Raw genomic sequence first — 25400 nt, forward strand, 5'->3', positions numbered from 1 at the left:
CATGAAAATCCGAATTTGTGCCACGTTCATGTTGTTTCTATTTATATGTTTACCTTTATCAGCTTTTGCAAAAGGAGAGGAGGCAAAGGAAAGGGTCGTTTCACTTGTATATGACGATTCGGGCAGCATGAGAAATAACGATCGCTGGAAATATGCCAATTATGCTTTGCAAAGTTTAGTTGCGCTATTGGATGAAAAAGATAAATTTTCTTACGTTCCAATGAGTAAGCCGAATGATCCATTAAACATTTCGTTAACGAAGGATAAAAGGCAAACAGAAATTGAGGGAATTGGAGCGTGGAAAACGTATTTAAATACTCCATTTAGCGCGGTAGAAACGGCGATGCAATCTATAAAAAAGGAAGCAGATATAGATGGAAAACGTGAATTTTGGCTTATTGTATTAACTGACGGGGCATTTAATGATTTAGAGAAAGATAAGGTTGGCGGAAAAGAACAAATTTTGCAGAAATTAGCCCAGTTTAAGAAAGAAATGGATACAAAAAAGATATCGTTACATCCAGTCTTAATTACGATGGAAGAAGATTTAGGACAACAAGAAAAAGAACAACTAAATACGTTCAAGGAAATATGGAAGAAAGAGATAAATGGTGTTACGATGCCGTCAAGCGGAGAAGATGGCATTGTAAAAAGTGTAAATCAAGTGGCAGCATTAGTTGCAAATCGTGATCCATTCTCCTCTGTTGAATCGATTGTAAAAACGAAAGTAGTGGGGAAAAGAGTAGAGATTACAACACCATTTCCGTTAAAGCGTATGACGCTTGTACGACAATCGCCTTCTCTGCCCGATTATCAGGTCACACAAATTTCTAAACCATTACAATTACAATCTTCTTTTTCCATACATGCACCAGGAGAAGCAAAATTGTTCGGAAATATAGTTCATATAAGTACGGAAAATGAGGAAGTTATTAAACCAGGAACTTATACGATAGAAGTGGATCAGGACATTGAGAAAGAAGGACTACAAGTATTAGTTGAACCAGCGCTTAATTATACGGTTTCTACTTATGACAAAGATGATAGTAGTCAAAAAAATGTAGAGAACATGTACGAAGGTGTTACTGCTGTTATTGAAGCAAAGCCTACGGAGTTGCCAGTTCAGTCTTCTTACTTTCAGGCAGAAGTAGAAATAGATGGAAAACAATATGCAATGAAGTGGAACGATAAAAGGCATGTGTTTTATTACGAAACGAAGCTTGGTAAAGGGTTAGTACGCGGGAAAGTTCATATGAATATAAAGGGGTTTTATAGACAGACGAAAGAATTTAAAATTGAAACAGCTGAGAAACCGAAATTATCACTTCAAACTGTTACAAAAGATTATGAAGAAAAAGTGACAAATTTAGAGAATAGTAAACCATTTGTTTTACAACCACAGTTAGATGGTAAGTTAATGACAGAAGAAGCTGTAAAAAAACTATTAAAATCTACTGGTGTCACATCTAAACAATCAATTAATTATAAAATAAAGCAACATGGAAATCAAATCTATGTTTATCCTCGTCCCTATTACTCCGACACATTTAATTTTACAGATACCGGCACCGTAGAAGCTACCATCGTAATGCAGGATTCAAAGTTACAAGAAGTAAAGAAAAACATAACATTCCATATTCAAGATGCTCCGTTTTATGAAAAATATGCGCTTATTTTTAAGTTTGTCATTCCTATCACTTTATTACTGCTAGCAGTAGGAATCATTGTTTTAGGATGGATTGTTCGGCCAAGATTTCACCGGAAAGCACTACTGTATTATGAATGGGATCAAGAGGTAGCGAAAGATTGGCTATATCAATCTGAACCAGAATTACTTCGAAATAAATGGTGGAACCATTATTTTGGTATCCCATTTAGAGCAGAAAGAAAAACCGTGCAATCCGTTACGTTTATAGCGAAGAAAGGTTCGAAATCTGTCTTTGTAGCGAAAGAATCACAAGTAGTTGGAATGATTATTGATGGAATGTTTATAGCAGAGGATGAAGTAGGAATGGAACATAAGACACTATATCCAAATGAACTTTTACTAATTGATAGGGGATATGGTAAAGAGATTTACAAGTACGAATGTGAATAGTAGGTAGGGATAAGAAGGGGATGGAGTATTGATCCTCTTTCCCTTTTTTCAAACAAGCAAGAATAGGAAGGTGGTTCACATGACATTACAAGTTCCAACAATATTAATTGGTTTAGGTGGAATCGGTAGTACTGTGACGCATCAAATATATGAAAAACTGCCTGAAGAGCGCCGGAAAAAGGTAGCAATGCACGTATTTGATACAGATGTGAATACATTAAGTAAATTCGATCATATTCGAAAGTTTAAGACACAAACAAGTTCTAGTAAAACGCCTAGGGAGTATATTGCGGGAGATCCAACGATCCCAGAGTGGTTTCCGATGGATCCGACTATACTTGATAAACCATTAACAGAAGGAGCAGGACAGTTACGCGTCATTTCACGTTTAGCGTTACGTGCTGCGATGAAAGAAGATAAATTGACGTCTTTTTGGCAAGAAATCGAGAAGATTTTTCCGGTTACAAGTGATCAAACGGAATATGGTGTGCGTGTCATTATAGTAACATCACTAGCAGGCGGAACAGGTTCAGGGATGTTTCTGCAAATTGCTTTATATTTACGTGAAATGCTTCGGAAGAAATTGCAGCATCATAACATTTTAATACGCGGTGCGTTTTTAATGCCGGATGTTTTAGTAAAGACGAGAACGGTTAGCGCGAAAGAATTTGAAACGGTGCAAGCAAATGGCTATGCATCGTTAAAAGAATTACATGCTATTACGCTCGGGTCTACTGGAGAATTATCAAAACGCGGCGGTGTAACAATTGAATTAGAGTATCGCCCTGATCAAGTAGATGAAGACGGAAGAACGAATCATACAATTAAACAACATCATTTACCGTACAATTATTGTTTCTTATACGATTACGAAAACCTACATGGACACCATTTACACAATTTATCAGACTATATGGAACAGATGGCAAATACAATTTATTTACAGTTATTTAGCCCGATGTCCACAAGTCATTTTGCACAGGAAGACAATCAAATTCAGCAATTAGCAGAATCAAGCGGAAAAGGACGATATTGCGGGGCAGGAACGGCAAAACTCATTTATCCATATGAACATGTGTTAAAATATTGTGCTTTAAAATGGGCTGTGCAAGGTTTAGATGAATCGTGGCTTCATTTAGATCAACTGTTTCAAGAGAAGAAGCAAAGATACGATCAAGATGTAAAACGTGGGATGCAACGTGAAAAGCCGGAGAGAGGTAAAAGTTATTTAGAGGACTTGGAGCATCTTGCTACCCGTCCAGAGCAAGCTCATATTTTCTATAGACAAATGTACAATGAAACACGTGAAGGAGCAGAGGGTGGTAAGCTCGGAGTTGCGAAATCAAAACTTTTTTTAGAAGCTGTAGAAAGTTATGTACAACGAACGGTGCAAAAAGATGAGGAATTAAATCGTCTGCAACATGAGTGTAAAATTTCAGCTACGAAATTGAAAATGATGGAACAAATGAAGGGTGAAGTGGCAAGAGTGGATCATGCGGTTCGTTTATATGCGTATGCGATTCCGAGCCGGGTACATGAACATGTAACGACACTTTTATATGACATGATTGAATCAGACCGCTTTTCACCAAGTGGCTCTGAAGGGCAGTCCTATCAATTAAATACATGGTTTTTAAAGAAAACAGATCCCGTTCACCCAGTAGCAGCACGTTTTATGTTATATGAAATTCGAAAGCAGTTAGTAGAAAAAATGAATCGACTACATGAAAATAATGAACAAAAGCGTAATGTAATTCAAAATTACGATAAAAAATTTAATGTGGGTAATATTGATGGAACGGTAACGGCTGTACGCCGAGTAGAAATTGCTCAACAACAAGGCTGGTTCGGAAAAATGATTAATAATCAGCAACGTTTATTCAAAAGAGAATTTGAAGACATCGTAACGCAATATGTACACAAATTAAATGAATATCGAAAAGAAATGCTATTAGAACTTGTATATCAATCGCTATATCAAGCAGTTAATAAAATGATTCAATATTGGGAAAGATTTTTTGATAATTTACATGAAACACGTGAAAATTTACTGTTTGAAATCCAAAAGCGCAGTAAGGAATTTGAAGGGAAAACAAACCCGACGAATGTATATGTATTAGCTGAGGAACAGCTGCAAGAAAAGATATGGCAAGATATGCAGGAACATTTAAATTTAGGTGTACTACCGAAAGATATATCAGCGGAAATTTATATGAGTTTGTACGGGGAATACTGTCGTGATGCGAAAACAGAAGAGATTCAGTCGAAAAAGGTAGAGGATTTCTACCGAGAACATATACTGAGCTATTGTTATGACGAACTGCAAGTACGCTATCGTGATAAATTAGAACTGAATATTATTGAAGCGTTGCGAAAAGAAGCAGATTATAAGAAACGTGATCGCGATGAATACGTTCGTGAAAAAATTGAAGACCTGTTCCATTTAGCGAGTCCATTCGTTCCGAAAGTTGCTCATCATAGGGAATTACAATATTGGGGTATACATCCTTCTTTAAAGAAAGAGTTGCAAGAGGAATTAATTCAAGAAATGTTTAAAGAAAAAGATACAGTACATGAAGCCTTTTCGCCATTTGAAGTGATCTGTTATCGAGCGCATTACGGCTTATCGCTGCAAGACTTTCCTAAATTATCATCAGGACATATTTCAAATGGATTTATGAATGATAAAGGTGACTATTTCCAATCGTATTATCGCCGTGTAAACAAATTAAATAGTAAAAAATCTAGTTTAACGCCGCATTTAGATAAGTATTGGCATTTACCAGCCTTTATGCCAGATTTAAACGCGACTCAAACAAAATTAGATTATGATAAATGTAATCGTGCATTACTATACGCATATATGTATCGCTGGATTAGTTTAGTTGCTGTTGATGGACAGTTTGTGTATCAATATAACGGTGTAGGACGTAGCTTTTTAATTCAGTCGATGGGGAAAAATATTTCAAGCGAAAGTTATAAATTACACAGAGCGTTGCTTCATAATCCGTTTATTTATGAAAACATCTTGTCACGATTTGAAGAAGAGCAAGAAAAGGCGATGATACAAGGTGGACATTTATATACACATTCGTTCGTATTAGGAGCCCAAGATGTAAGATGGCTTAGAAAAGAACATGTCCACAATCTTTTGGATATGATTTTAATGTATGACCGTGAAGCGAAGTATGATCCGACGTTAGAAGAAACATCAGATGAATTATTAAGACTATTCCTTGATGAAATCGAGTTGTATTTCCAGAACTATTACGGTACAGGTGCCGATATGGTGGCAAAGAAAGAGAAAGAAATGTTTATTAAACAGTTGTGGGATCGCTCGCATGCAAAAGGATATGTAGATCCAAATAGCGCTCCGTATAAAAAATGGCAAAATTTATTAGGTGTTCAAGATGAAGAAGAAACGTCAAAAACGAATGTATAATGAATGAAAAGGGAATCCTTAAAAGTGGCAATACAACTTTAGAAAAGAGGGATTCTGATGCCGTTTTTAGGAAGTGTATATCAAATATTTGGGTTATATCCGGAACTTTATTATGGGATGATTTCAGCGGAGCTGCAAGAGGAAGCTCAGAAGGAGCATCTTGAAAATAGTAGTGCAGAAGCTGAAGCGGAAGAATAAAAAAAGTGCAGATGAAAATCTGCACTTTTTTGTTAGTATTAAAATGGTAAAATAACCTCAAATGAATTATTATTTTTAAATAGTAACTCATTTGAGGTTATTATGATTTTCATTGCATTGTATGCAATGAAAATTGTATGAAAATCAATGTAATAAAATGTGTATGAATATTAAGGTGGAAAACAACAATGTTTTTGAGAAAATAATTATGTATAAAAATAACATTTGATACATAATCAACCGATTATTTTTGATTGATTTATTATTGACAATATAATTAATTGTATGATAAATTCAATCAGCATTCTTAATGGTTTTTTTGTACCATTAATATTTTGAAAATTCAATATGCTATAAGGGAATTGATTTTTCTGTTTTTTTGAGGTGGGTTACTAAGTCTATAGGGGAAGTGAACTATGTATATTTTTATTTTTAAAATAGAACAGTAATAAAGAATGTAACAAGTAAGAGATAAACTTGAAAAAGAGGTTTCAAAGAATGAGTCTTTTCATAAAGAAAGCAATGGATGAAGAAAAGAAAAAAGTATTGAATCAAACTTTAGGAGCGATTGATTTAACTCTTTTAGGTATTGGAGCAATTATTGGTACAGGTATTTTCGTATTAACTGGTATTGTAGCAGCGAAACATGCTGGTCCGGCGATTGTATTATCTTTTGTATTAGCGGCAATTATATGTGCATGTGTAGCTTTCTGTTATGCTGAATTTGCATCTACAGTTCCAGTTTCGGGAAGTGTATATTCATATACATATATGACACTAGGTGAGATTTTTGCATTTATAGTTGGCTGGTGTGTTATGCTGGAGTATTTATTAGCGACTTCTGCGGTTGCAGCAGGCTGGTCAGCATATTTTCAGTCATTGCTACTAGGTTTTAATATTCACATTCCTACGGTTTTTGCTTCGGCACCAGGAATGGGGAAGGGTGGAATCATTGATTTACCAGCAGTTCTTATTATTTTAGTTGTTACATTTTTATTAAGCCGTGGTGCAAAAGAAAGTGCACGAATAAATAATATAATGGTTATTATTAAACTGGCTGTTATTGTAGGATTTATTGTTGTAGGGACACAATATGTAAGACCAGAGAATTGGCAACCATTTCTACCGTTTGGTTTTCACGGTGTGGTAGGAGGCGCTGCTACTGTATTTTTTGCTTTTTTAGGATTTGATGCAGTTGCAACAGCCGCAGAAGAAGTGAAGCGTCCACAACGTAACGTGCCAATTGGGCTACTTGTTTCCTTGTTCATTTGTACGGTTCTATATGTAGGTGTTTCATTCGTGTTAACTGGAATGGTTCCGTTTACGGAATTAAATGTTGCTGATCCGGTTGCATATGCGTTGCGCATTGTAGGAGAAGATAGAATTGCTGGGTTGTTATCGGTGGGAGCGATAGCAGGGCTAACAACAGTTCTGTTAGTAGCTATGTTTGCATTTGTTCGTGTATCTTATTCGATGAGTCGAGATGGATTGTTACCAAAAAGACTTTCAAGTGTCCATAAACGTTTACAAACTCCATTTTTTAATACATGGGTTACAGGTATACTAGCAGCTTTATTAGCGGGATTAGTGGATTTGAATTTATTAGCTAATTTAGTGAATATGGGAACGATAACAGCATTTGTGTTTGTATCTATAGCTGTCATTGTATTAAGAAAGACACATCCTAATATGAAGAGGCCATTCCGTGCTCCTCTAGTACCTTTTTTACCTATCGTTTCGATAGTAAGTTGTATATATTTAGCTTTGAACCTTTCTAAGCTTACTTTAATTAGTTTTGTGGCATGGATTATAGTAGGGGTTTTCATATATTTTGTATATGCTAAAAAACATAGTAATGTTAGAAATAGAAATAAAGTATAGTCCATTGAAATAATACTTGTAATGGAAATGAAAACACGCTACTTATTCATATAAGAACAAGTAGCGTGTTTTTTCTATTTAATAATCCCATTTTCTAAAATTTTAATAGTTGGTGCCACTTTCACATTAGCTTTTGAAAAGGCACTCGGCCAATCATCTTCGACTTGTTTCCATTCTTTATATTGAAACGCTCTCGCATAATCACCAAATCCGAATGGATCAAGTTGCTGTTTTTGAATGTTGTGGATTAAATCGTTCAAATCTTTGTTTAGTTGTTTTGTAATAAGAGAAGTTAATTTCTTTCTATCTTTGTCTATATCCATATTGAATGTAAGTTCAGAGACAGCAATTTTTAAATCCATTTTAACATTAAATTTGAAGTGGTTATCGCTATAGTCTGTATGGATATCACGATTCATGCTAAGAACATTTATTGTTACGAAATCGCCGCCATCGGTATCTTTTAAATCACTATTACTTTCAACTGAAGTAGAAGGGATTTTCAATGTAAGCGAAACCGGTGTATTCGCTTTCTTTTGTAACAAAAGAAGAAGGGCGCTTTCATAACGATTTAATGACATTTTATAAATTCCGCGAGAAGTTAATAGCGCGGAACCAGTAACGATAACATCCTTTTTACCTTTTTTTATTTCTGAAATAGCAGGTGTTATACCTTTATTAAACGTTTGCCTGTGAAATTCATGGAATGTCGTAAAAACGGTCCGATTGTACAGTTTGTTCGTGTTAATTAAATCTGTTAAATACTCGGGAAGGGCAGGCTTATCTTTAAAGTTATTATATATAACTGAAGAAATTGGACCGTCTACTGCAACCATGCGCATGTTTCCAGTGTTTTTAGGATCACGATACCAAACATCAAGGTAAGGCATAGCCCCTTCTTGTTTTAAAAAATTTGTGCTAAATAAAATGAGCTGTAACTTTTCTGTAGATACTAAACCGCCACTTGAACTATTAAACGTTGCTTTTGCTTCTCGAGGTGTACGTACTTTCGCTTCATGTGTTTCGTACTTTTTTTCTACGTCTTCATTAAAAATAGGATTTACGTGGTACACAATTAATTTTCCTTTTGCTTTTGCGTCAAAGCCGTAAATTAATGAAATCGATTGTTTTTCTAAGTCGAGGCGATCTCCACAGCCTGTTAAAAAGGTTATGAGAAAGTAAAGTATAGTGAAATGAATAAAGCGCCTCATCTAAACTCTTCTCCTTTTCCAATGCTGATAAAGTGTCATGTATAAGAGAAATACGACTGGGAATAGAAAAACGATAAAATAACTTGCAGTTCCCCAAAATTCTCGCAACGAACTTATTTGGTAAGAGGAAGGGATATAAAAGAATAAGATGAAAATACACCCGAATAATAAAACATAAATAGGTAATGAACTGCTTTTTTTGTTAAGTAATTGATTAATTCCATCTGAAGCAGTGAAAATATAAGGAATACAGGAATCAAAAATAATAAAGAGATAAAATGACAAAAAGATAATTTCAAATCGTTCAAGAAATGAGAAGTGAAATGGTGTAACAAGAGAAAGAGTCGGCCATAAAAACTTTGTTATACCATCTGGACTAAAATAAACAAAAGAGACAAACGTGACTTGAAGATAAATAAATAGCGTAATCAAATTTGCAAGAACAATTCCTTTTTTTGCAGATGATTTATTACTGAGATAAGGATAAAGGACAAATGCAAACTCAAATCCGAGAAACGCAATGATAGTTGATTTTACTGTGTTTAAAACTGGTATCCAGCCTTCTTTAAGAAGAGGAAGAAGATAAATCCAATGCCCATCTTTAAGCGGAATAAACAATAGAAAAGGCATCCATAGTGTGAAAAATACAGTGAAAACAGCATAGCGACTTATAATAAGAACGCCTTTACATGCTAGCATTAACATTGGAATAGATAGTAAAATCATAATTAAAAACATTGGAGTTCTAGGTAAAATCCAAATGTGAATAACGTATAAGAGGGAAAAAATTAAGGAAATAGCTGCAAGGACAGCATATAAAATCCAAAAAATCATTCCTACTCTTCCTAGCCACTCCCCAAGATAACGAGTCAGCACATCGAGTAAAGTATATCCAGGATGATTTTCCATAATTTTCACAATACATAAACTGACTAAAGTAGTGAGAGCACATCCAATAATAATAGACATCCAGCCATCTGTATTTGCCCCTTGTGCAACTTCACGCGGAAGTGTAAGGACACCGAATCCTACTTGAACACCACTAATCGTTAAAATGTATTGAAATAAACTAATCTCCCTCTTTGCACGTTTTGTCACTTATTATCCTCCTTTTCCTCAACATCTCTTTGCCGGTTATCTTGTTTTAATTGTAGAGATAGTGGTCGTTTCTTCATAATTTTCCATGGGAAACGTACAAGGGTATCTTTTAAATCCGAAGCAAATAACGGAGAAAAAGGACTACCATAAGGAACACCGAGAGATTCCATAGAAAGTATATGAATAATAATGATTGCCATCCCAACCATAATTCCAATGACGCCAAATAAAGAGGCGGCTATCATCATTGGGAATCGAAGAAGTCGAATTCCTGCTGACATTTCTAAGTTAGGAATAATGAAGGAGGCAACCGCAGTAATTGATACGACGATAACCATAACATTACTAACAATCCCAGCTTGAACGGCAGCTTGTCCAATTACAATTCCTCCTACGACGCCGATTGTTTGTCCAACAGGCCCAGGAAGCCGAATCGCTGCTTCTCGGAGCATTTCGAGAACTAATTCCATTAATAAAGCTTCTAATATGGGGGGAAAAGGAATTTTGGCTCGAGATTCTCCAATCGTTAACAACAATTTGAGCGGAATCACTTCATAATGGAAGGAAATCATAGCAATATAAAGAGCAGGAGCAAATATTGCAATAAATAGCCCAGTGAAACGAAGAAGTCGTATAAAAGATGGAATCATGGGTCTGAAGCTGTAATCATCTATCGTCTGAAAAAAGGATGAAAAGGTCATAGGTCCTATTAATACGCCTGGTGAGCGATCTACAACAACGGCAATTCGCCCATCTAGAATATGATGTGCTGTTGTGTCAGGGCGTTCAGTTATTGATAATTGCGGAAAGAGAGTAAAGGAATTATCTTCAACAAACCCCTCTAATTCACCAGTAGTAAGAATCGCATCAACTTTTACTGACTCGATACGGGATGCCATTTCTTTTACGACATTTTCGTTCGCAACATCTGCTAGATAAAGCAAAAAAACCTTTGAAGTAGCTCGTTCACCAACAGTGAATTCCTTCACTTTCAATTCGCGATTTGGAATATATCGACGAATAAGTGCAAGGCTGTCGCTCGCTACTTCATTAAATCCTTCGTGTGAGCTTTTTATGGAGCTCTCTGTTGTAGGTTCTTCAATGCTCCTTTTTGGTGCCGCTTGCGTATCAAGCTCTAAAGTGGATAGTTGTCCGTTTATAAATAAAATACTTTTGCCGTGTAAAAGAGATTGTTCAATGTCTGTCCACTGTTGAACTTTTTTAATATTTCCGATAGAAACAGAGGCTTCCCAAAAATCGTCTTCATTCCACTCTTTAAATAAGAGAGGACGAAGAATGTTTACGTTAATAACAGTTTTGTCTACAAGTCCTTCCATATATATAAGTGCAGCTTCCTGTCCGTTTTTTAATGGAAAAGTGCGTGTTATTAATTCTGGAATACCGCTAAACATTTTGGACAAGTGCTTTAAATTAAGGGAAAGGGAAGAAGAGATAGATTTATTTAATGCGTAATCAGCTTGCTCTTGGGTAGAAAAAGATTTTTCACCACGAATCCATTTATTAAAAGACCCCATTTGTTCGCTTACTCCTTGTTATGTTTTATCTCGATTGGTGAGGGCTGATGATCAGTGGGGGATGAAGAAAACCCCCCACTGATTAAAGTTTCACTTTATATGGGTTATTATGGATAGTTACAAGCTGATATATGCGTAGTTTAAATTTTATATTGTATATTTTTAACTTTAACGCTATAATTATAGTGTTAAAGATGGAATCGTGATATGACCTGTTATGACTCTATCGTTTTATTTATGAATAAATGGATTGGTATTTTAGCAAGATGTGCTAATAAACTACTCCACCATGATAATAACGTGCCGAAATGCGGTGCGTATATTTTCGTGGTGGAGTTTTTTTATTCTCAAAAAGGGGGAAAGACCATGAATAACAACATGGTTCATATTACAATTGACGGAAAAAAGTATACAGCGGAGCCCGGTTCAACGATATTGGGTGTTATTAATGAGAACGGGATTGAACATCCGCAAATTTGTTACGTGCCAGAAGTAGATCCTATTCGAACATGTGACACTTGTATTGTAGAAGTTGACGGAAAGTTAATGCGATCTTGTTCGACAGTAGTGATGGAAGGTATGAACATTGAACGTGCTTCTGTTCGCGCAAAAGAAGCACAAACAGAGGCGATGGATCGGTTACTAGAAAATCATTTATTATACTGTACAGTATGTGACAACAACAATGGGAACTGTAAACTGCATAATACAGCAGAATTAATGGAAATTGAACATCAAAAATATCCGTATGAACCGAAAGTAGATGTAAGTGAAGTTGATATGACGCATCCGTTTTATCGCTATGATCCTAATCAATGTATTGCATGCGGTCAATGCGTTGAGGTGTGTCAAAACTTACAAGTAAATGAAACGTTATCGATAGACTGGGAAGCGGAACGCCCACGAGTTATTTGGGATGAAGGAGTAAATATTAATGATTCTTCATGCGTTAGCTGTGGTCAATGTGTAACGATTTGTCCTTGTAACGCTTTAATGGAGAAAACGATGCTCGGTGAAGCTGGATTTATGACGGGATTAAAACCAGATATTCTTGAACCGATGGTAGATTTAATTAAAGAAGTTGAGCCTGGATATAGCGGTATTTTTGCGGTATCAGAAGTGGAAGCGGCCATGCGTGATACTCGTACGAAGAAAACGAAAACAGTATGTACATTTTGTGGTGTAGGTTGTTCGTTTGAAGTGTGGACGAAGGGGCGTAAAATTCTTAAAGTACAGCCATCTTCAGATGCACCAGTTAACGCAATTTCCACTTGTGTAAAAGGGAAATTTGGTTGGGATTTCGTAAATTCTAAAGAACGAATAACAAAACCTTTAATTCGTAAAAATGGAACGTTTGTTGAATCTACATGGGAAGAAGCACTGAATGTAGTTGCAAATAAATTAGGCGCTATTAAAGAAGAGTACGGTAAAGGTTCTATCGGATTCATTTCTTCCTCTAAAATTACAAATGAAGACAATTATGTAATTCAAAAATTAGCTCGACAAGTATTTGGAACGAATAATATTGATAACTGCTCACGTTATTGCCAATCACCAGCAACGGATGGTTTGTTCCGTACAATTGGTATGGGCGGTGATGCCGGAACGATTAAAGATATTGCGCAATCTGGTCTTGTTATTATTGTAGGATGTAATCCGACAGAAGGTCATCCTGTTCTAGCTACACGTATTAAACGTGAACATAAATTACACGGACAAAAGTTAATTGTAGCTGATCTTCGTAAAACCGAAATGGCAGAGCGATCAGATGTCTTTATTAGTCCAAAACAAGGAACAGATCAAGTTTGGTTAATGGCTGTTACGAAATATATGATCGATCAAGGTTGGCATGATCAGGAATTCATTAATGAGAATGTAAACTTCTTTGAAGATTTCAAAGAAAGCCTAGAGGAATATACACTTGAATATGCAGAAGAAGTAACAGGCATTTCAAAAGAAACACTTATTCAAATGGCTGAAATGATTCGTGATGCAGATGGTACATGTATCCTTTGGGGTATGGGGGTAACGCAAAATACAGGTGGTTCTGATACTTCCGCTGCAATTTCAAACTTACTTCTTGCAACAGGGAACTATCGTCGTCCAGGAGCAGGTGCATACCCACTTCGAGGCCACAATAACGTACAAGGTGCTTGTGATATGGGGACTTTACCAGGATGGCTTCCAGGATATCAGCACGTTACTAACGAAATGGAACGTGCGAAATTTGAAACTGCTTACGGAGTGAAAATTGATAGTGAACCAGGTCTTAATAATATCGAAATGCTTCACGCAATTGACGAAGGAAAAATGAAAGCAATGTATCTTGTAGGAGAAGATATGGCTCTTGTAGATTCTAATGCAAATCATGTACATGAAGTGTTATCGAGCCTTGATTTCTTCGTTGTGCAAGATGTTTTCCTTTCTAAAACTGCTCAATATGCAGATGTTGTATTACCAGCAGCGCCATCTCTTGAGAAAGAAGGTACTTTCACAAATACAGAGCGCCGTGTCCAAAGATTATATCAAGTTCTTCCTACGCTAGGAGATGCGAAACCAGACTGGTGGATCGTCCAGGAAGTTGCGAATAAACTAGGTGCAAACTGGAATTATAGCCACCCAAGTGAAATCTTTGCTGAGATGGCAAGTTTATCACCATTGTTCTCGCAAGCGAACTATGAAGTGCTTGAAGGATGGAACAGTTTCCATTGGGGAAGTTTTGATGGAACGAATACACCACTTCTGTTCCAAGACGGATTTAACTTCCCAGATAAAAAAGCTCGTTTTGCGATTGCTGACTGGGTACGTCCAGCTGAATTTCCAGCTGAGTTTGACCTTCACATTAACAACGGTCGTATGCTTGAGCATTTCCATGAAGGGAATATGACAAATAAATCAACAGGTATTCAAACGAAAGTACCTGGTGTTTTCGTTGAAATCTCTCCAGACCTTGCAAAAGAACGTGGCGTAAAAACAGGTTCGTTAGTTCGTCTTGTCTCTCCTTTTGGAGCATTAAAATTACGTGCACTCGTTACAGATCGTGTAAAAGCGAATGAGTTATATTTACCGATGAACTCTACAGATAACGAAACGGCAATTAATTTCTTAACAGGTCCTGCTGTGGATGTACGTACGAATACACCTGCGTATAAACAAACAAAAGTACGTATGGAAGTATTAGAAGTTGATGGCGAAAATCCGATGCCAAAAGCGAACCCACGCAATAAAAAACGTCACCCTCAAGCTGGAATTGAGGTACATCGTAAGTGGGCACGTCCAGGGTATGTGCATTTAACGGATAAGTAGGAGGAGAAAACTATGGCTGCACCTATAAAAATGATTCAAAAACAAGAATTAACTGAGGAAGAAATAAAACAGCAAAAGTTAGATGATTTAAAAGAGCTTCTAACTAATAATGAAGAAGCTCTAAATCAGATGTTTAATATAGTAGGGGAATTAAATGACATTGGAATGCTAGAAGCTGCAAATTCAATGCTAAAAGCGAAAGAACCAATTGCGAAAATTGTTCTAGGTCAAGTAACTCGTGAGCCTGTTACAAATTTAATTAATAATATGATGGGCGCTGCAGGTGCGTTAACTGAACTTGACCCAGAACTTACGAAAAAGCTTATAGGTAGTTTATTAGTCGGGCTAGAAGAAGGTAATGAACATCTAGAAAGTAATAAAAAAGTAGGGGTATTCGATCTTATGAAAGTATTGAAAGACCCAGATATTAACCGTGCTATCGGGTTTGGGCTTCATTTCTTAAAAGGTATGGGGAAAGGGTTAAAAGACGAATAAACTTCATGAAGTGAACCTTTCCGCCCAAATATTTGTAGGAAATAGTTTGGGCGGAAGGCTCATTTTGGTAAAATATATAATAGAGTAAAATGAGGCTTTTGGGAGGTATAATTGTATGTCAAAAAAAGTACATGAATTTAATGATATGATACGAAAACTTCGAAAGGAACTTTTCGGAAAAGGACCAGAACGAATTCATACTGTTTTTGCGGAAAATATGGCTATAGCGACTCTTTATGGAAACTTAACACCTACTGAAAAATTTATTTCAAGTACGATGGACGGTGCGGAAATGGTTCATATGGCTAGAACGAAAATGATTCAAGAAGTGTATGCTGCGAATTCCCGTGAACATTTGGAGGAACTTGTTGGAGCGAAATTAGTGAATTTGTTTTCAGATATGAAAGTAGAAGAAGATATTGCAGTTTCTGTATTTGTTTTTGATAAAAATATAACGTGAGAGAAGGATACTGATCGTGAAACCGATACAGGTAGAAAGAGAAATCTTTCGTTATGAACAAGGAGCATTTAAACATATAGAGGACAGCATTGTAACAGAGTTTCCTGTCACCATTAAAATGAACGGACAGGAGTTTGTTACAATGGTTAGTACTCCAGAATATATAGAAGATATGGTAATAGGCTTCTTGGCGTCTGAAGGAATCATTCGGAAGTATGAAGACATTGATAGTGTATGGGTGCAGGAGAAAGAAGGATTTGTGCATGTAACAACGACAAAAGTAAATCCGTATTATGAACAAATGCAAAATAAACGCTATATTACGTCTTGTTGTGGTATGAGTAGGCAAGGGTTTGTTTTTGCAAATGATGCACTAAGTGCAAAAAAAATGAAGGGTGTCCATGTACAGGTTGCTGCCGATGATTGTTTTCGGTTAATGAAAGAAATGCAGCAATCTGCGGATACGTTTCATCGTACTGGTGGGGTTCATAATGCAGCTTTATGTGATGTTAATGGTATTATTTTAAGCCGAATGGATATTGGTAGGCATAATGCACTAGACAAAATTTACGGTTATTGTTTAAGAAACGATATTTCTATAAAAGATAAAATCATTGTTTTTAGTGGTCGTATTTCTTCGGAAATATTATTGAAAGTTGCAAAAATCGGTTGTGAAATTATACTATCAAAATCAGCTCCAACTGAGTTAGCTTTGCAACTAGCGGAAGATTTAGGTATTACGACAATAGGATTTATTCGTAATCACTCCTTAAATGTATATACCCATCCAGAACGTGTTTTAAATATAAAATAAAAGTGAGGCAATGAAGATGAAATCAGTTACATTAGACAAGTTGCAACGTCCGTTAAAGGATTTACGTATTTCAGTTACTGATCGCTGTAATTTTCGCTGCCGATATTGTATGCCAGAAGAAATATTTGGTCCTGATTACTCGTTTTTGTCTAATGATAAAATTTTATCTTTTGATGAAATTGAAAGGATAACACGTATTTTCGTTTCTTTAGGTGTGAGAAAATTACGGATTACAGGCGGAGAACCGTTACTTCGAAGAGGGCTTCCAAAGCTTATTGAGCGCCTTAATAAAATTGATGGTGTAGAAGATATCGGTTTAACAACCAATGGATCGTTACTTAAAAAGTTTGCTCCTGATTTATATAAGGCGGGACTATCACGTGTAACAGTTAGCTTAGATTCCTTAGAAGAAGAGCGGTTTTTCTATTTAAATGGTAATAGGAGCAAAGTGCAAAGGGTTCTGGAAGGAATACAGGCTGCAGCTGAAGTTGGAATGAAAATTAAAATAAACATGGTCGTTCAAAAGGGAAAAAACCAACAGGACATTTTGCAGATGGCGCAATATTTTAAGGAAAATAAGCATATTCTTCGTTTTATTGAGTATATGGATGTTGGAAATTATAATGGTTGGGATTTAAAAGAGGTCGTCTCTAAACAAGAAATAGTAGATACGATTCATCAAGTTATGCCGTTAGAACGGATAGAAGCAAATTATTCTGGTGAAGTGGCTACTAGGTATCGTTATATAGGAAGCGATGAGGAAATAGGTATTATTTCATCAGTAACAGATTCTTTTTGCTCATCATGTACGAGAGCTCGTATTTCTGCAGAAGGAAAATTATATACTTGCTTATTTGCTTCTAAAGGAAATGATTTAAGAGAATTGCTTCGTTCTGAACATACAGATGAGGACATTACAGATGTAGTACGCGATATATGGAATAATAGGGAAGATCGTTATTCAGATGAACGCTTAAATCATACAAATAAGAAAACAATACCTAAAATTGAAATGTCACATATCGGTGGTTAATATATAAAGCTAGCGTCATAGTGAAAAATGGAAAATTTACAAGAGTTGTGGATTTTCTATTTTATAGTAAAAGTGATGATTGATATCTCTGTAAAAGATGTGCAGAGAAATTAAGCAGCATTCAAAAACCTTTATTTTGAGGAGGTTTTTTGAAGCTGCTTTTTTATTTGGAGAAAATGGAGGAATGGGTAATGGCATTTCATAAGCCGGAACAAATTGCTGAGCTTGTCATTGAGGCCGGTGTTCAAAAAGTAAGACAGACATTGCCAGCGATGCTTATTCTCGGTTTTTTAGGAGGAGCGTTTATTGCGATAGGTTTTTTACTTAACATTCGAGTTTTAGGGAATTTACCTGAGCGCTGGGGAAGTCTAGTGAATGTTTTAGGAGGAGCAGTATTTCCTGTTGGACTCATGCTCGTAGTATTAGCAGGAGGAGAATTAATTACGGGAAATATGATGTCACTGTCTATGGCGCTTTATGCAAAGAAAATTACATTGATAAGTGTACTGAATAACTGGGTTTGGATTACTCTCATGAACTTTATTGGAGCAATTTTCGTTGCGTATTGCTTTGGACATCTTGGCGGATTAACAGAGGGAGAGTATTTAAATAAAACGGTAGCGATAGCGGAAGGGAAGTTACATGAATCATTTGGGAGAACTTTGATTTTAGCAATTGGTTGTAATTGGCTCGTTTGTCTTGCTCTTTGGCTCGCTTACGGGACGAGTGATTTTGTCGGGAAAATCATCGGAATTTGGATTCCAATTATGGCATTTGTAGTGATTGGATTTCAGCAAGTAGTAGCAAATATGTTTGTCATTTCCGCTGTTATTTTTGCTGGTCATCTAACGTGGATGGATCTGGCTAAAAATTTTGTTCCTGTTTTTATCGGAAATGTAATTGGAGGAGCTGGGTTTGTTGGTTTTGCTTACTTTGCTTGTTATCAGAAACAACATTCTAATATGAAATAGAGTTCTTGAGAGGAAGGGTATGTAATGGCTGATCGGTATTCACGACAACAGTTGTTCAAACCAATTGGGAGTAAAGGACAAGAAAAAATTCGAAATAAACATGTGTTAATTGTAGGGGCAGGCGCATTAGGAAGTGCAAGTGCCGAAAGTTTCGTACGTGCAGGTGTTGGCAAGTTGACGATTATCGATCGTGACTACGTTGAATGGAGTAATTTACAAAGGCAACAATTGTACTCTGAACAAGATGCGAGAGAGAAAATGCCGAAAGCAATTGCTGCAAAAAATCGGCTAGAACAAATTAATTCGGAAGTACAAATACATGCTTTCGTAATGGATGCAACTTCAGAAAATATGGAAGGTCTATTAAAAAATGTAGATGTAATCATTGATGCAACAGATAATTTTGATATTCGATTTGTAATAAATGATTTATCACAAAAACATAATATTCCGTGGGTATATGGTTCTTGCGTTGGATCATATGGTATGAGTTATATAATTATTCCGCAAGAGACACCGTGTTTACATTGTATGCTGAAAAATATCCCTGTTACAGGTGTGACGTGTGATACTGCTGGGATTATTAGCCCGACTGTTCAAATCGTCGCAGCATATCAAGTGGCAGAAGCGCTCAAAATTTTAGTGGAAGATTTCTCAGCAATTAGAAAAACATTTTTCATGTTTGATATATGGAGTAATCAAAATCATTTTATAAAATTAGGGAAAATAAAAACAGACGCTTGTCTCTCATGCGGTTTGAATCGAACTTATCCTTATTTATCATACGAAAATCAAACGAAAGCAGCTGTTTTATGCGGAAGAAATACAGTTCAAATTAGAACAGTAGACAATAGGAAATACAATTTTGATGATATAGAAAAAGTATTAAAAAAACTGGGAAAAGTAGATCGGAATCCGTATTTACTATCTTGCCAATTCGATGATTACCGCGTGGTTGTTTTTCGAGATGGTCGTGTTTTTATTCATGGTACAAATGATATTTCGAAAGCGAAACAACTATATTATCGCGTATTCGGTTAATAGAGAGGGTGTCAACAATGGAAAGAAGAGTGCCAATTACGGTTGAAGAAGCTGTTCGTAAAGTGATGGGATTTGCTGATAAAGGCTTAAAGGAGCTATTACCAATTGAATTAGCTTATGGACGTATATTAGCGGAGGATTTAGTAGCTGACCATGATGTACCGTCATTTAATCGTTCGCCGTATGACGGATTTGCTATTCGAGCAGAAGATACTAATTTAGCAAGTTATAAAACGCCAATTGTATTTGAAGTAGTGGGTGAAATTGGTGCAGGATCGCTATTCCATGAGAAAGTAGGTCCATTTCAAGCAATTCGAATTATGACAGGAGCACAAATTCCGAATGGGTGTGATGCGGTTGTTATGTTAGAGCTGACTCGTCAATATGAGAAGAATGGCAACAATTATATGGAAGTGAAGCGATCATTCAAAACGGGCGACAATATTTCTTTTCAAGGTGAAGATGCTCGTAAAGGAACAGTTCTTGCAAAGAAGGGATCGTACATTAATCCAGGTATTTCAGCTCTTCTTGCTACATTCGGTTATAGTGAAGTACCAGTTGCGAGAAAGCCTGTAATGGGACTGTTAGCGACTGGGAGTGAATTACTGGATGTCAATGATTCATTACAGCCAGGGAAAATCCGAAACAGTAATACGTACATGATATTGTCTCAAATTCGAAGAGCGGGCGGAAGAGTAAAATATTTTGGGAAGTTTAGTGATGATTTTAATACGTGTTTTACAGCTGTGAAAGAAGCGCTTGGCCAAGTAGATATGTTAATTACAACGGGCGGTGTATCAGTAGGAGATTATGATTATTTACCAGCTATTTACGAAAAGTTAGGTGCATCTGTTCTTTTTAATAAAGTTGCAATGCGACCAGGAAGTGTTACGACTGTAGCACAATTAAATGGCAAGTTATTATTTGGTTTATCAGGGAATCCATCAGCTTGTTACGTAGGGTTTGAATTATTCGTAAGACCGTGTATTCGGACGTATATGTTTAGTGAAAAAGTACATTTAAAAAGAGAAAAAGCGTTATTAGGAGAAGATTTTCTAAAACCGAATCCATTTACAAGATTTGTACGAGCAAAATTGCAATATGATGAGGGGAAATTAATCGCTTATCCATCAGGGTTTGATAAATCTAGCTCAGTTTCTTCATTGGCAGAATCCAACGCGTTTATCGTATTGCCGGGCGGGACAAGAGGATATAAAAAAGATATGTTTGTCGATGTTCTTTTATTAGAAGATAACGAAGGTAGTGAATGGCCTTGGACATTTCATAAAGTGAGAGGTGGTTTTAATGGGACAAGTGCTATTTGAGATTGTAGATAAACCGATTTTAGTTGAAGAAGTAACGAATAAAGTCGCAAGAAGGGAAGCAGGTGCGATTACAACATTCATTGGTACGGTGAGAGAATTAACAAAAGGAAAACGAACGCTACATTTAGAGTATGAAGCATATAAACCGATGGCAGTAAAACAACTTATGAGAATTGGTGAAGAAATTAGTGAAAGATGGCTGGATGCAAAAGTAGCAATTACGCACCGTGTAGGGCGGCTAGAAATAATGGATATTGCGGTAGTCATTGCAGTTTCATCACCGCATCGTAAAGTAGCTTATGAAGCGAATGAGTACGCGATTGAACGTATAAAACGAATCGTTCCAATTTGGAAAAAAGAATTTTGGGAAGATGGAACGATGTGGGTTGGAGATCAACTTGAAAACACACCTTATCCAGAAGGAAAACCAAAGAAGGAAGAATGAGAAAATGATTACAATTTTACTGTTTGCAAATTTGCGTGAGGAAGTTGGATCGGATCGATTAGTAATTTCAGAAAAGCAAGAAATGACAGTGCAGCAATTAAAAGAATGGCTCAAAGCCAGCTATTGTTTACAATCGCTGGATAAAGTGATGGTGGCTGTTAATGAAGAGTTTGTAATGAATGAAGAGATGATAAAAGCCGGAGATATAGTCGCATTAATCCCACCCGTTAGCGGGGGATAATAAGCTTTTTCACCAGATGAAGTGCCAAGAAAATGTTGTATATAAATTAGAATAAGAGAAGGGATGAGTTCTATGCTTACTCAAGAACAAATAATGAATGCATTAAAACATGTAGAGGATCCAGAGTTACACAAAAGTGTTGTAGAATTAAATATGGTTAGAAATATACAAATGAACGGAACAGAGGTTAAACTTGAAGTAGTACTAACAATCCAAGGTTGTCCGTTAAAAGCAAAAATTCAACAAGATATTGAAGAATCGCTTCACGCAATTGGTGCCTCTAAAGTGGAGGTAACATTTGGTTCTATGACACAAGAAGAACGTGCAGCTTTAACAGAGAAGTTAAAGCGAAATACTAGAACAGAAACTGGTATGCCGAGCATGCTTCGCCCGGATTCAGGAGTACGTTTTATTACTGTAACGAGCGGAAAAGGCGGAGTTGGAAAATCAACGGTGACAATTAATCTTGCAACTGCACTAGCTCGTATGGGCAAAAAAGTGGGGATATTAGATGCAGATATATATGGTTTTAGTATTCCGGCTATGATGGAAACGAATAAGAAACCAACGATGATTGATCAAACGGCAATTCCAGTCATTAGTCACGGTGTTAAAATCATGTCGATGGGATTCTTTACAGAAGGAAATAACCCAGTGATGTGGCGCGGACCGATGCTAAATAAATGGATTCAAAATTTCCTTGCGAATACGCACTGGGGAGAATTAGATTATTTATTACTTGATTTACCACCAGGTACAGGAGATGTTGCGATTGATGTTGCAGCGATGATTCCGCAAGCGAAAGAAATAATTGTTACAACTCCGCACAATATAGCTTCATTCGTTGCTTCAAGAGTTGGTGTAATGGCAAAACATACGAAGCATGAGATTTTAGGTATTGTGGAAAATATGGCTTATTATGAAGAACAAGATGGATCGAAAAATTATCTCTTCGGAAAAGGCGGCGGCGAAATGCTTGCAAAACAATTGCAAACAGAAGTAATTGCCAAAATACCTTTTGCGAAACGTGAAGAAAATAATGGTTCATCTGTATATGATGAAGATTCTCTTGTTGGAGAAGTGTTTACATCGTTAGCTGAGGATATTATTTATAGAGGATAGAGGGGGAAGTTTAGTATGGCATGTAACATTGATCATTCTATTGAAGATGTGATGAATAAGCTTGAAAGTCAAAAGGATTTTTTACCTGAAGGGATCTTTAAAGAGTTAAAGAGTTTTTTGCAAGGTATTCATTCACAGAAATTATTAAATGATGTTTTTCACCTCCTAAAAAAGTATGATTTAGTCAGTGAGGAAGAACGAGAGACGAGAAACGCACAATTGTTGTACATTTTGAATTAAGTACTCTTTGGCTTTCGAATTTTTTCAGAAGGGGTGAATGTGATGGATATGAAAAAGATGATTGAAACGATAGAAGTAACTAGAGTGACTGACGAGGAATTATCGATTTCGAATTTACATCCAAAGCTTGTGAAGTTGTATAGTCAAAAAGATAGTGCAGAGTATACGAAGCTATTAAAATATATTTTATCATTATCCGTACAGCTGAAGCTGAATCTTGTATTGAAATATTTTGGTGTACGTCCCATTGTTGCTGTAGACGAGCGGTGGCAATTTCAAGAGATATTTAAATGCTTAGCTAAGAAAGATGAGAATGGGGAATGGTTTCTAAATTTTGTTTCTTTATATGTAGGGCTAATTGTAGTTCTTCGTTTTGATGAGAAAGTGATTGAGAGCAATTTTTTTGATGATATGGTAGTAGATGAATGTAATGAAATATAAGATTCTGCTCATAACATTTTTCTATATTAAATGCTTTAACTGCGATTTTAGTTGGTTTTGTAAATATGAAGGTAACTAATTAAGAAAAAGGAATGAAACTAGTTGGATAAAAAGAGTTCTTCAGTTGTTTCCGTCGTTTTTTCGTGTTACTATTAATCGAATTTTTCATAAGGAGAGAAAGCGATGAAATGGATTTATTTTCTTATTATTAACGTTATAGCTTTTAGCCTTATGGGGCTTGATAAACGAAAAGCAAAGAAGAAACAGTGGAGAACGCCAGAAAGTACGTTGTTTTTATCGGCGGCAGCTGGAGGAGCAGTTGGAGCTTGGATCGGCATGTATATGTTTCATCATAAAACTCATAAAAAGAAATTTGTTTTCGGCATACCGTTACTTGTTGTAATAACGGTATGTTTATTATTCGTTGTATGAGAAATGTCGAAAGAAATGCAGATTGATTATTGGTAAAGTGAGCATGTGAGACCGTATAATGGAGAAAAAATGAGAAGAGGAGAAAAAGGAAGATGGGGAGTCAATCAGCAGAGCAAAAAAAAGGGATACTATACGCGGCTGGTGCTTACACGATGTGGGGAATCCTACCGATTTATTGGAAATGGGTTGAGGAAGTTCCAGCAGATGAAATATTAGCACACCGCATCGTTTGGGCGTTTGTTTTTATGTTACTCGTATTAGGTGTTACGAAGAGGTTTCGTCAGTTTATTGGGGAATTTGTGAATCTTTTTAAACGACCTAAATTATTAATGTCATTAACAATAGCTTCAGTCTTGATTAGCGGAAACTGGTTTGTTTACATATGGGCCGTTAATCATAATCATGTTATTGAAGCGAGTCTTGGCTATTATATTAATCCGCTTATTAGTATTTTACTTGGTACAGTCGTTTTAAAGGAAAAGTTAAACTTCTGGCAATATGTTGCAGTTGGTTTAGCTGGAGTGGGGGTTATCATTTTAACAGTGCGTTTCGGATCTATTCCGTGGGTTTCTCTTTCACTTGCCTTTTCATTTGGATTATACGGATTAACGAAAAAACTGTTAAACTATGATGCTACAATTGGACTTACGATGGAAACGATGTTAGTGACACCGCTTGCAATCATTTACCTTGTTATGACAGGCGCCCATGGTTTCGGCTCATTTGGATCTATTTCAATGTTATCGACATTACTATTAATAGGAGCAGGTATTGTTACAGCTCTACCACTTTTTTATTTTGCAAAAGGAGCCCAACTTATTCCGCTTTATATGGTAGGTTTTTTACAATATATTGCACCAACAATTAGCTTAATTTTAGGTGTATTCGTATTTGGTGAACATTTCACATCTACTCATATGATTGCATTTTTCTGTATATGGGTTGCTTTATTTGTATTCTCGGTAGCGAAGACAAAGTTTTTAGTGCAGAAACAACCGAAATTTATAAAAAATAAATCAGCAAAAGTATCATAATGCGTAGTATTTTCTACGCATTTTTCTTTATACTGATACTATATAGGATTTCCATCATAGCTAGTAGGGAGCTGAGAACGTGGAAACAATTTTACATAATGATCCGCTTATGGCCGCTGTAATTTCATGGTTTTTAGCACAATTAACGAAAGTAGTCTTTAAATTAGTCAAAACGGGTGAATTTGATTTTGCAAAGTTTTTCGCTTCAGGTGGGATGCCGAGTTCTCATGCTTCAACTGTTACAGCACTTGCTACAGGAGTTGGGGTAGTAGAAGGTGTGGAAAGCTCGATGTTTGCGGTTGCTACTATTTTTGCCATTATTGTTATGTATGATGCTTCAGGAGTAAGGCTTGCAGTAAGTAAACAAGCAAAAATATTGAATGAGTTTTTTCACGGTAGACAAACAGAATATAAGAAGTTAAATGAACTTGTTGGGCATACACCGTATGAAGTAGTAGTTGGTGCTTTATTAGGGATTATTGTCGGAGTAGGATATTGTTTATGAGCGGAACATTTTATATGTTCTGCTTTTCTTTG

The 25400-nt window shown here is 36.2% G+C and carries 23 protein-coding genes; 20 read left to right on the forward strand and 3 right to left on the reverse strand.

The genetic code is table 11. From position 1 onward, the window contains the following. Nucleotide 1 precedes the first annotated feature (1 nt). From HMAS_RS06650 to HMAS_RS06665, 4 genes are all read left to right on the forward strand, one after another. The gene (locus HMAS_RS06650) at nt 2–2098 is read left to right on the forward strand and encodes a vWA domain-containing protein (RefSeq protein WP_116344726.1); all 2097 of its coding nucleotides are present in this window, start codon (nt 2–4) and stop codon (nt 2096–2098) included. Between the two features lie 79 nt (nt 2099–2177). Next, nucleotides 2178–5540: a tubulin-like doman-containing protein gene (locus tag HMAS_RS06655; protein WP_116344727.1), complete on the forward strand. Its 3363-nt coding sequence runs from the start codon at nt 2178–2180 to the stop codon at nt 5538–5540. A gap of 57 nt (nt 5541–5597) precedes the next feature. Continuing rightward, nucleotides 5598–5738: a hypothetical protein gene (locus HMAS_RS06660; RefSeq protein ID WP_001116192.1), complete on the forward strand. Its 141-nt coding sequence runs from the start codon at nt 5598–5600 to the stop codon at nt 5736–5738. 498 nt (nt 5739–6236) lie between these two features. Further along, nucleotides 6237–7619: an APC family permease gene (locus HMAS_RS06665; protein WP_000051661.1), complete on the forward strand. Its 1383-nt coding sequence runs from the start codon at nt 6237–6239 to the stop codon at nt 7617–7619. Between the two features lie 74 nt (nt 7620–7693). On the opposite strand, the gene gerSC is transcribed toward HMAS_RS06665, so the two are convergent. The 3 genes from gerSC to HMAS_RS06680 are packed head-to-tail and all read right to left on the reverse strand — an operon-like array spanning nt 7694 to nt 11463. After that, nucleotides 7694–8830 carry a spore germination protein GerSC gene (gene gerSC, locus HMAS_RS06670; protein WP_001252217.1) on the reverse strand — a complete coding sequence of 379 codons (1137 nt, stop codon included), beginning with the start codon at nt 8828–8830 and terminating at the stop codon, nt 7694–7696. Continuing rightward, complete coding sequence (locus tag HMAS_RS06675) at nt 8831–9928, reverse strand: endospore germination permease (protein ID WP_000166518.1); 1098 nt, start codon at nt 9926–9928, stop codon at nt 8831–8833. Beyond that, nucleotides 9925–11463, reverse strand: coding sequence for a spore germination protein (locus HMAS_RS06680; protein ID WP_000534516.1), 1539 nt, complete (start codon nt 11461–11463; stop codon nt 9925–9927). The genes HMAS_RS06675 and HMAS_RS06680 overlap by 4 nt, the downstream gene beginning before the upstream one ends. A 366-nt stretch (nt 11464–11829) precedes the next feature. Between HMAS_RS06680 and fdhF the strand changes: the two genes are divergently transcribed. From fdhF to HMAS_RS06760, 16 genes are all read left to right on the forward strand, one after another. Further along, nucleotides 11830–14769, forward strand: coding sequence for a formate dehydrogenase subunit alpha (fdhF, locus tag HMAS_RS06685; RefSeq protein ID WP_116344728.1), 2940 nt, complete (start codon nt 11830–11832; stop codon nt 14767–14769). Between the two features lie 12 nt (nt 14770–14781). Further along, nucleotides 14782–15264: a DUF1641 domain-containing protein gene (locus HMAS_RS06690; protein WP_000729897.1), complete on the forward strand. Its 483-nt coding sequence runs from the start codon at nt 14782–14784 to the stop codon at nt 15262–15264. Nucleotides 15265–15379: 115 nt separating this feature from the next. Then, nucleotides 15380–15724 carry a DUF2294 domain-containing protein gene (locus HMAS_RS06695; RefSeq protein WP_000039582.1) on the forward strand — a complete coding sequence of 115 codons (345 nt, stop codon included), beginning with the start codon at nt 15380–15382 and terminating at the stop codon, nt 15722–15724. Nucleotides 15725–15740: 16 nt separating this feature from the next. Next, nucleotides 15741–16538: a formate dehydrogenase accessory sulfurtransferase FdhD gene (gene fdhD / locus HMAS_RS06700; RefSeq protein WP_000802688.1), complete on the forward strand. Its 798-nt coding sequence runs from the start codon at nt 15741–15743 to the stop codon at nt 16536–16538. A gap of 16 nt (nt 16539–16554) precedes the next feature. Continuing rightward, nucleotides 16555–17571, forward strand: coding sequence for a GTP 3',8-cyclase MoaA (gene moaA, locus HMAS_RS06705; RefSeq protein WP_000844127.1), 1017 nt, complete (start codon nt 16555–16557; stop codon nt 17569–17571). 191 nt (nt 17572–17762) lie between these two features. Then, on the forward strand, nt 17763–18542 hold the full coding sequence (locus HMAS_RS06710; protein WP_000863998.1) for a formate/nitrite transporter family protein: 780 nt from the start codon (nt 17763–17765) through the stop codon (nt 18540–18542). Between the two features lie 24 nt (nt 18543–18566). Further along, nucleotides 18567–19583, forward strand: a complete 1017-nt coding sequence (locus tag HMAS_RS06715) for a molybdopterin-synthase adenylyltransferase MoeB (protein ID WP_000785260.1) — start codon at nt 18567–18569, stop codon at nt 19581–19583. 17 nt (nt 19584–19600) lie between these two features. Next, the gene (gene glp, locus HMAS_RS06720) at nt 19601–20908 is read left to right on the forward strand and encodes a gephyrin-like molybdotransferase Glp (RefSeq protein ID WP_116344729.1); all 1308 of its coding nucleotides are present in this window, start codon (nt 19601–19603) and stop codon (nt 20906–20908) included. Next, on the forward strand, nt 20889–21353 hold the full coding sequence (gene moaE / locus HMAS_RS06725) for a molybdopterin synthase catalytic subunit MoaE (protein WP_000531881.1): 465 nt from the start codon (nt 20889–20891) through the stop codon (nt 21351–21353). Before glp ends, moaE begins: the two co-directional genes overlap by 20 nt. Nucleotides 21354–21357: 4 nt before the next feature. Continuing rightward, nucleotides 21358–21594 (forward strand): molybdopterin converting factor subunit 1, encoded by a 237-nt coding sequence (moaD, locus tag HMAS_RS06730; protein ID WP_000628500.1) that lies wholly within the window; start codon nt 21358–21360, stop codon nt 21592–21594. 72 nt (nt 21595–21666) lie between these two features. Beyond that, nucleotides 21667–22716 carry a P-loop NTPase gene (locus HMAS_RS06735; protein ID WP_016123211.1) on the forward strand — a complete coding sequence of 350 codons (1050 nt, stop codon included), beginning with the start codon at nt 21667–21669 and terminating at the stop codon, nt 22714–22716. Between the two features lie 15 nt (nt 22717–22731). Beyond that, nucleotides 22732–22956 (forward strand): group-specific protein, encoded by a 225-nt coding sequence (locus tag HMAS_RS06740; RefSeq protein ID WP_116344730.1) that lies wholly within the window; start codon nt 22732–22734, stop codon nt 22954–22956. Between the two features lie 42 nt (nt 22957–22998). Continuing rightward, entirely contained in the window at nt 22999–23397 is a 399-nt protein-coding gene (locus HMAS_RS06745) for a hypothetical protein (protein WP_071732500.1), read from the forward strand. A 183-nt stretch (nt 23398–23580) separates the two neighbouring features. Next, nucleotides 23581–23829 carry a DUF1294 domain-containing protein gene (locus HMAS_RS06750; protein WP_000871349.1) on the forward strand — a complete coding sequence of 83 codons (249 nt, stop codon included), beginning with the start codon at nt 23581–23583 and terminating at the stop codon, nt 23827–23829. Between the two features lie 92 nt (nt 23830–23921). After that, the gene (rarD, locus tag HMAS_RS06755; RefSeq protein ID WP_000535539.1) at nt 23922–24863 is read left to right on the forward strand and encodes an EamA family transporter RarD; all 942 of its coding nucleotides are present in this window, start codon (nt 23922–23924) and stop codon (nt 24861–24863) included. Nucleotides 24864–24942: 79 nt separating this feature from the next. Further along, nucleotides 24943–25368 carry a divergent PAP2 family protein gene (locus HMAS_RS06760; RefSeq protein ID WP_000447822.1) on the forward strand — a complete coding sequence of 142 codons (426 nt, stop codon included), beginning with the start codon at nt 24943–24945 and terminating at the stop codon, nt 25366–25368. Nucleotides 25369–25400: the final 32 nt, after the last annotated feature.

Origin of the sequence: Bacillus sp. HMA207 (assembly GCF_003402455.1) — a bacterium.
Lineage (GTDB): Bacteria > Bacillota > Bacilli > Bacillales > Bacillaceae_G > Bacillus_A > Bacillus_A cereus.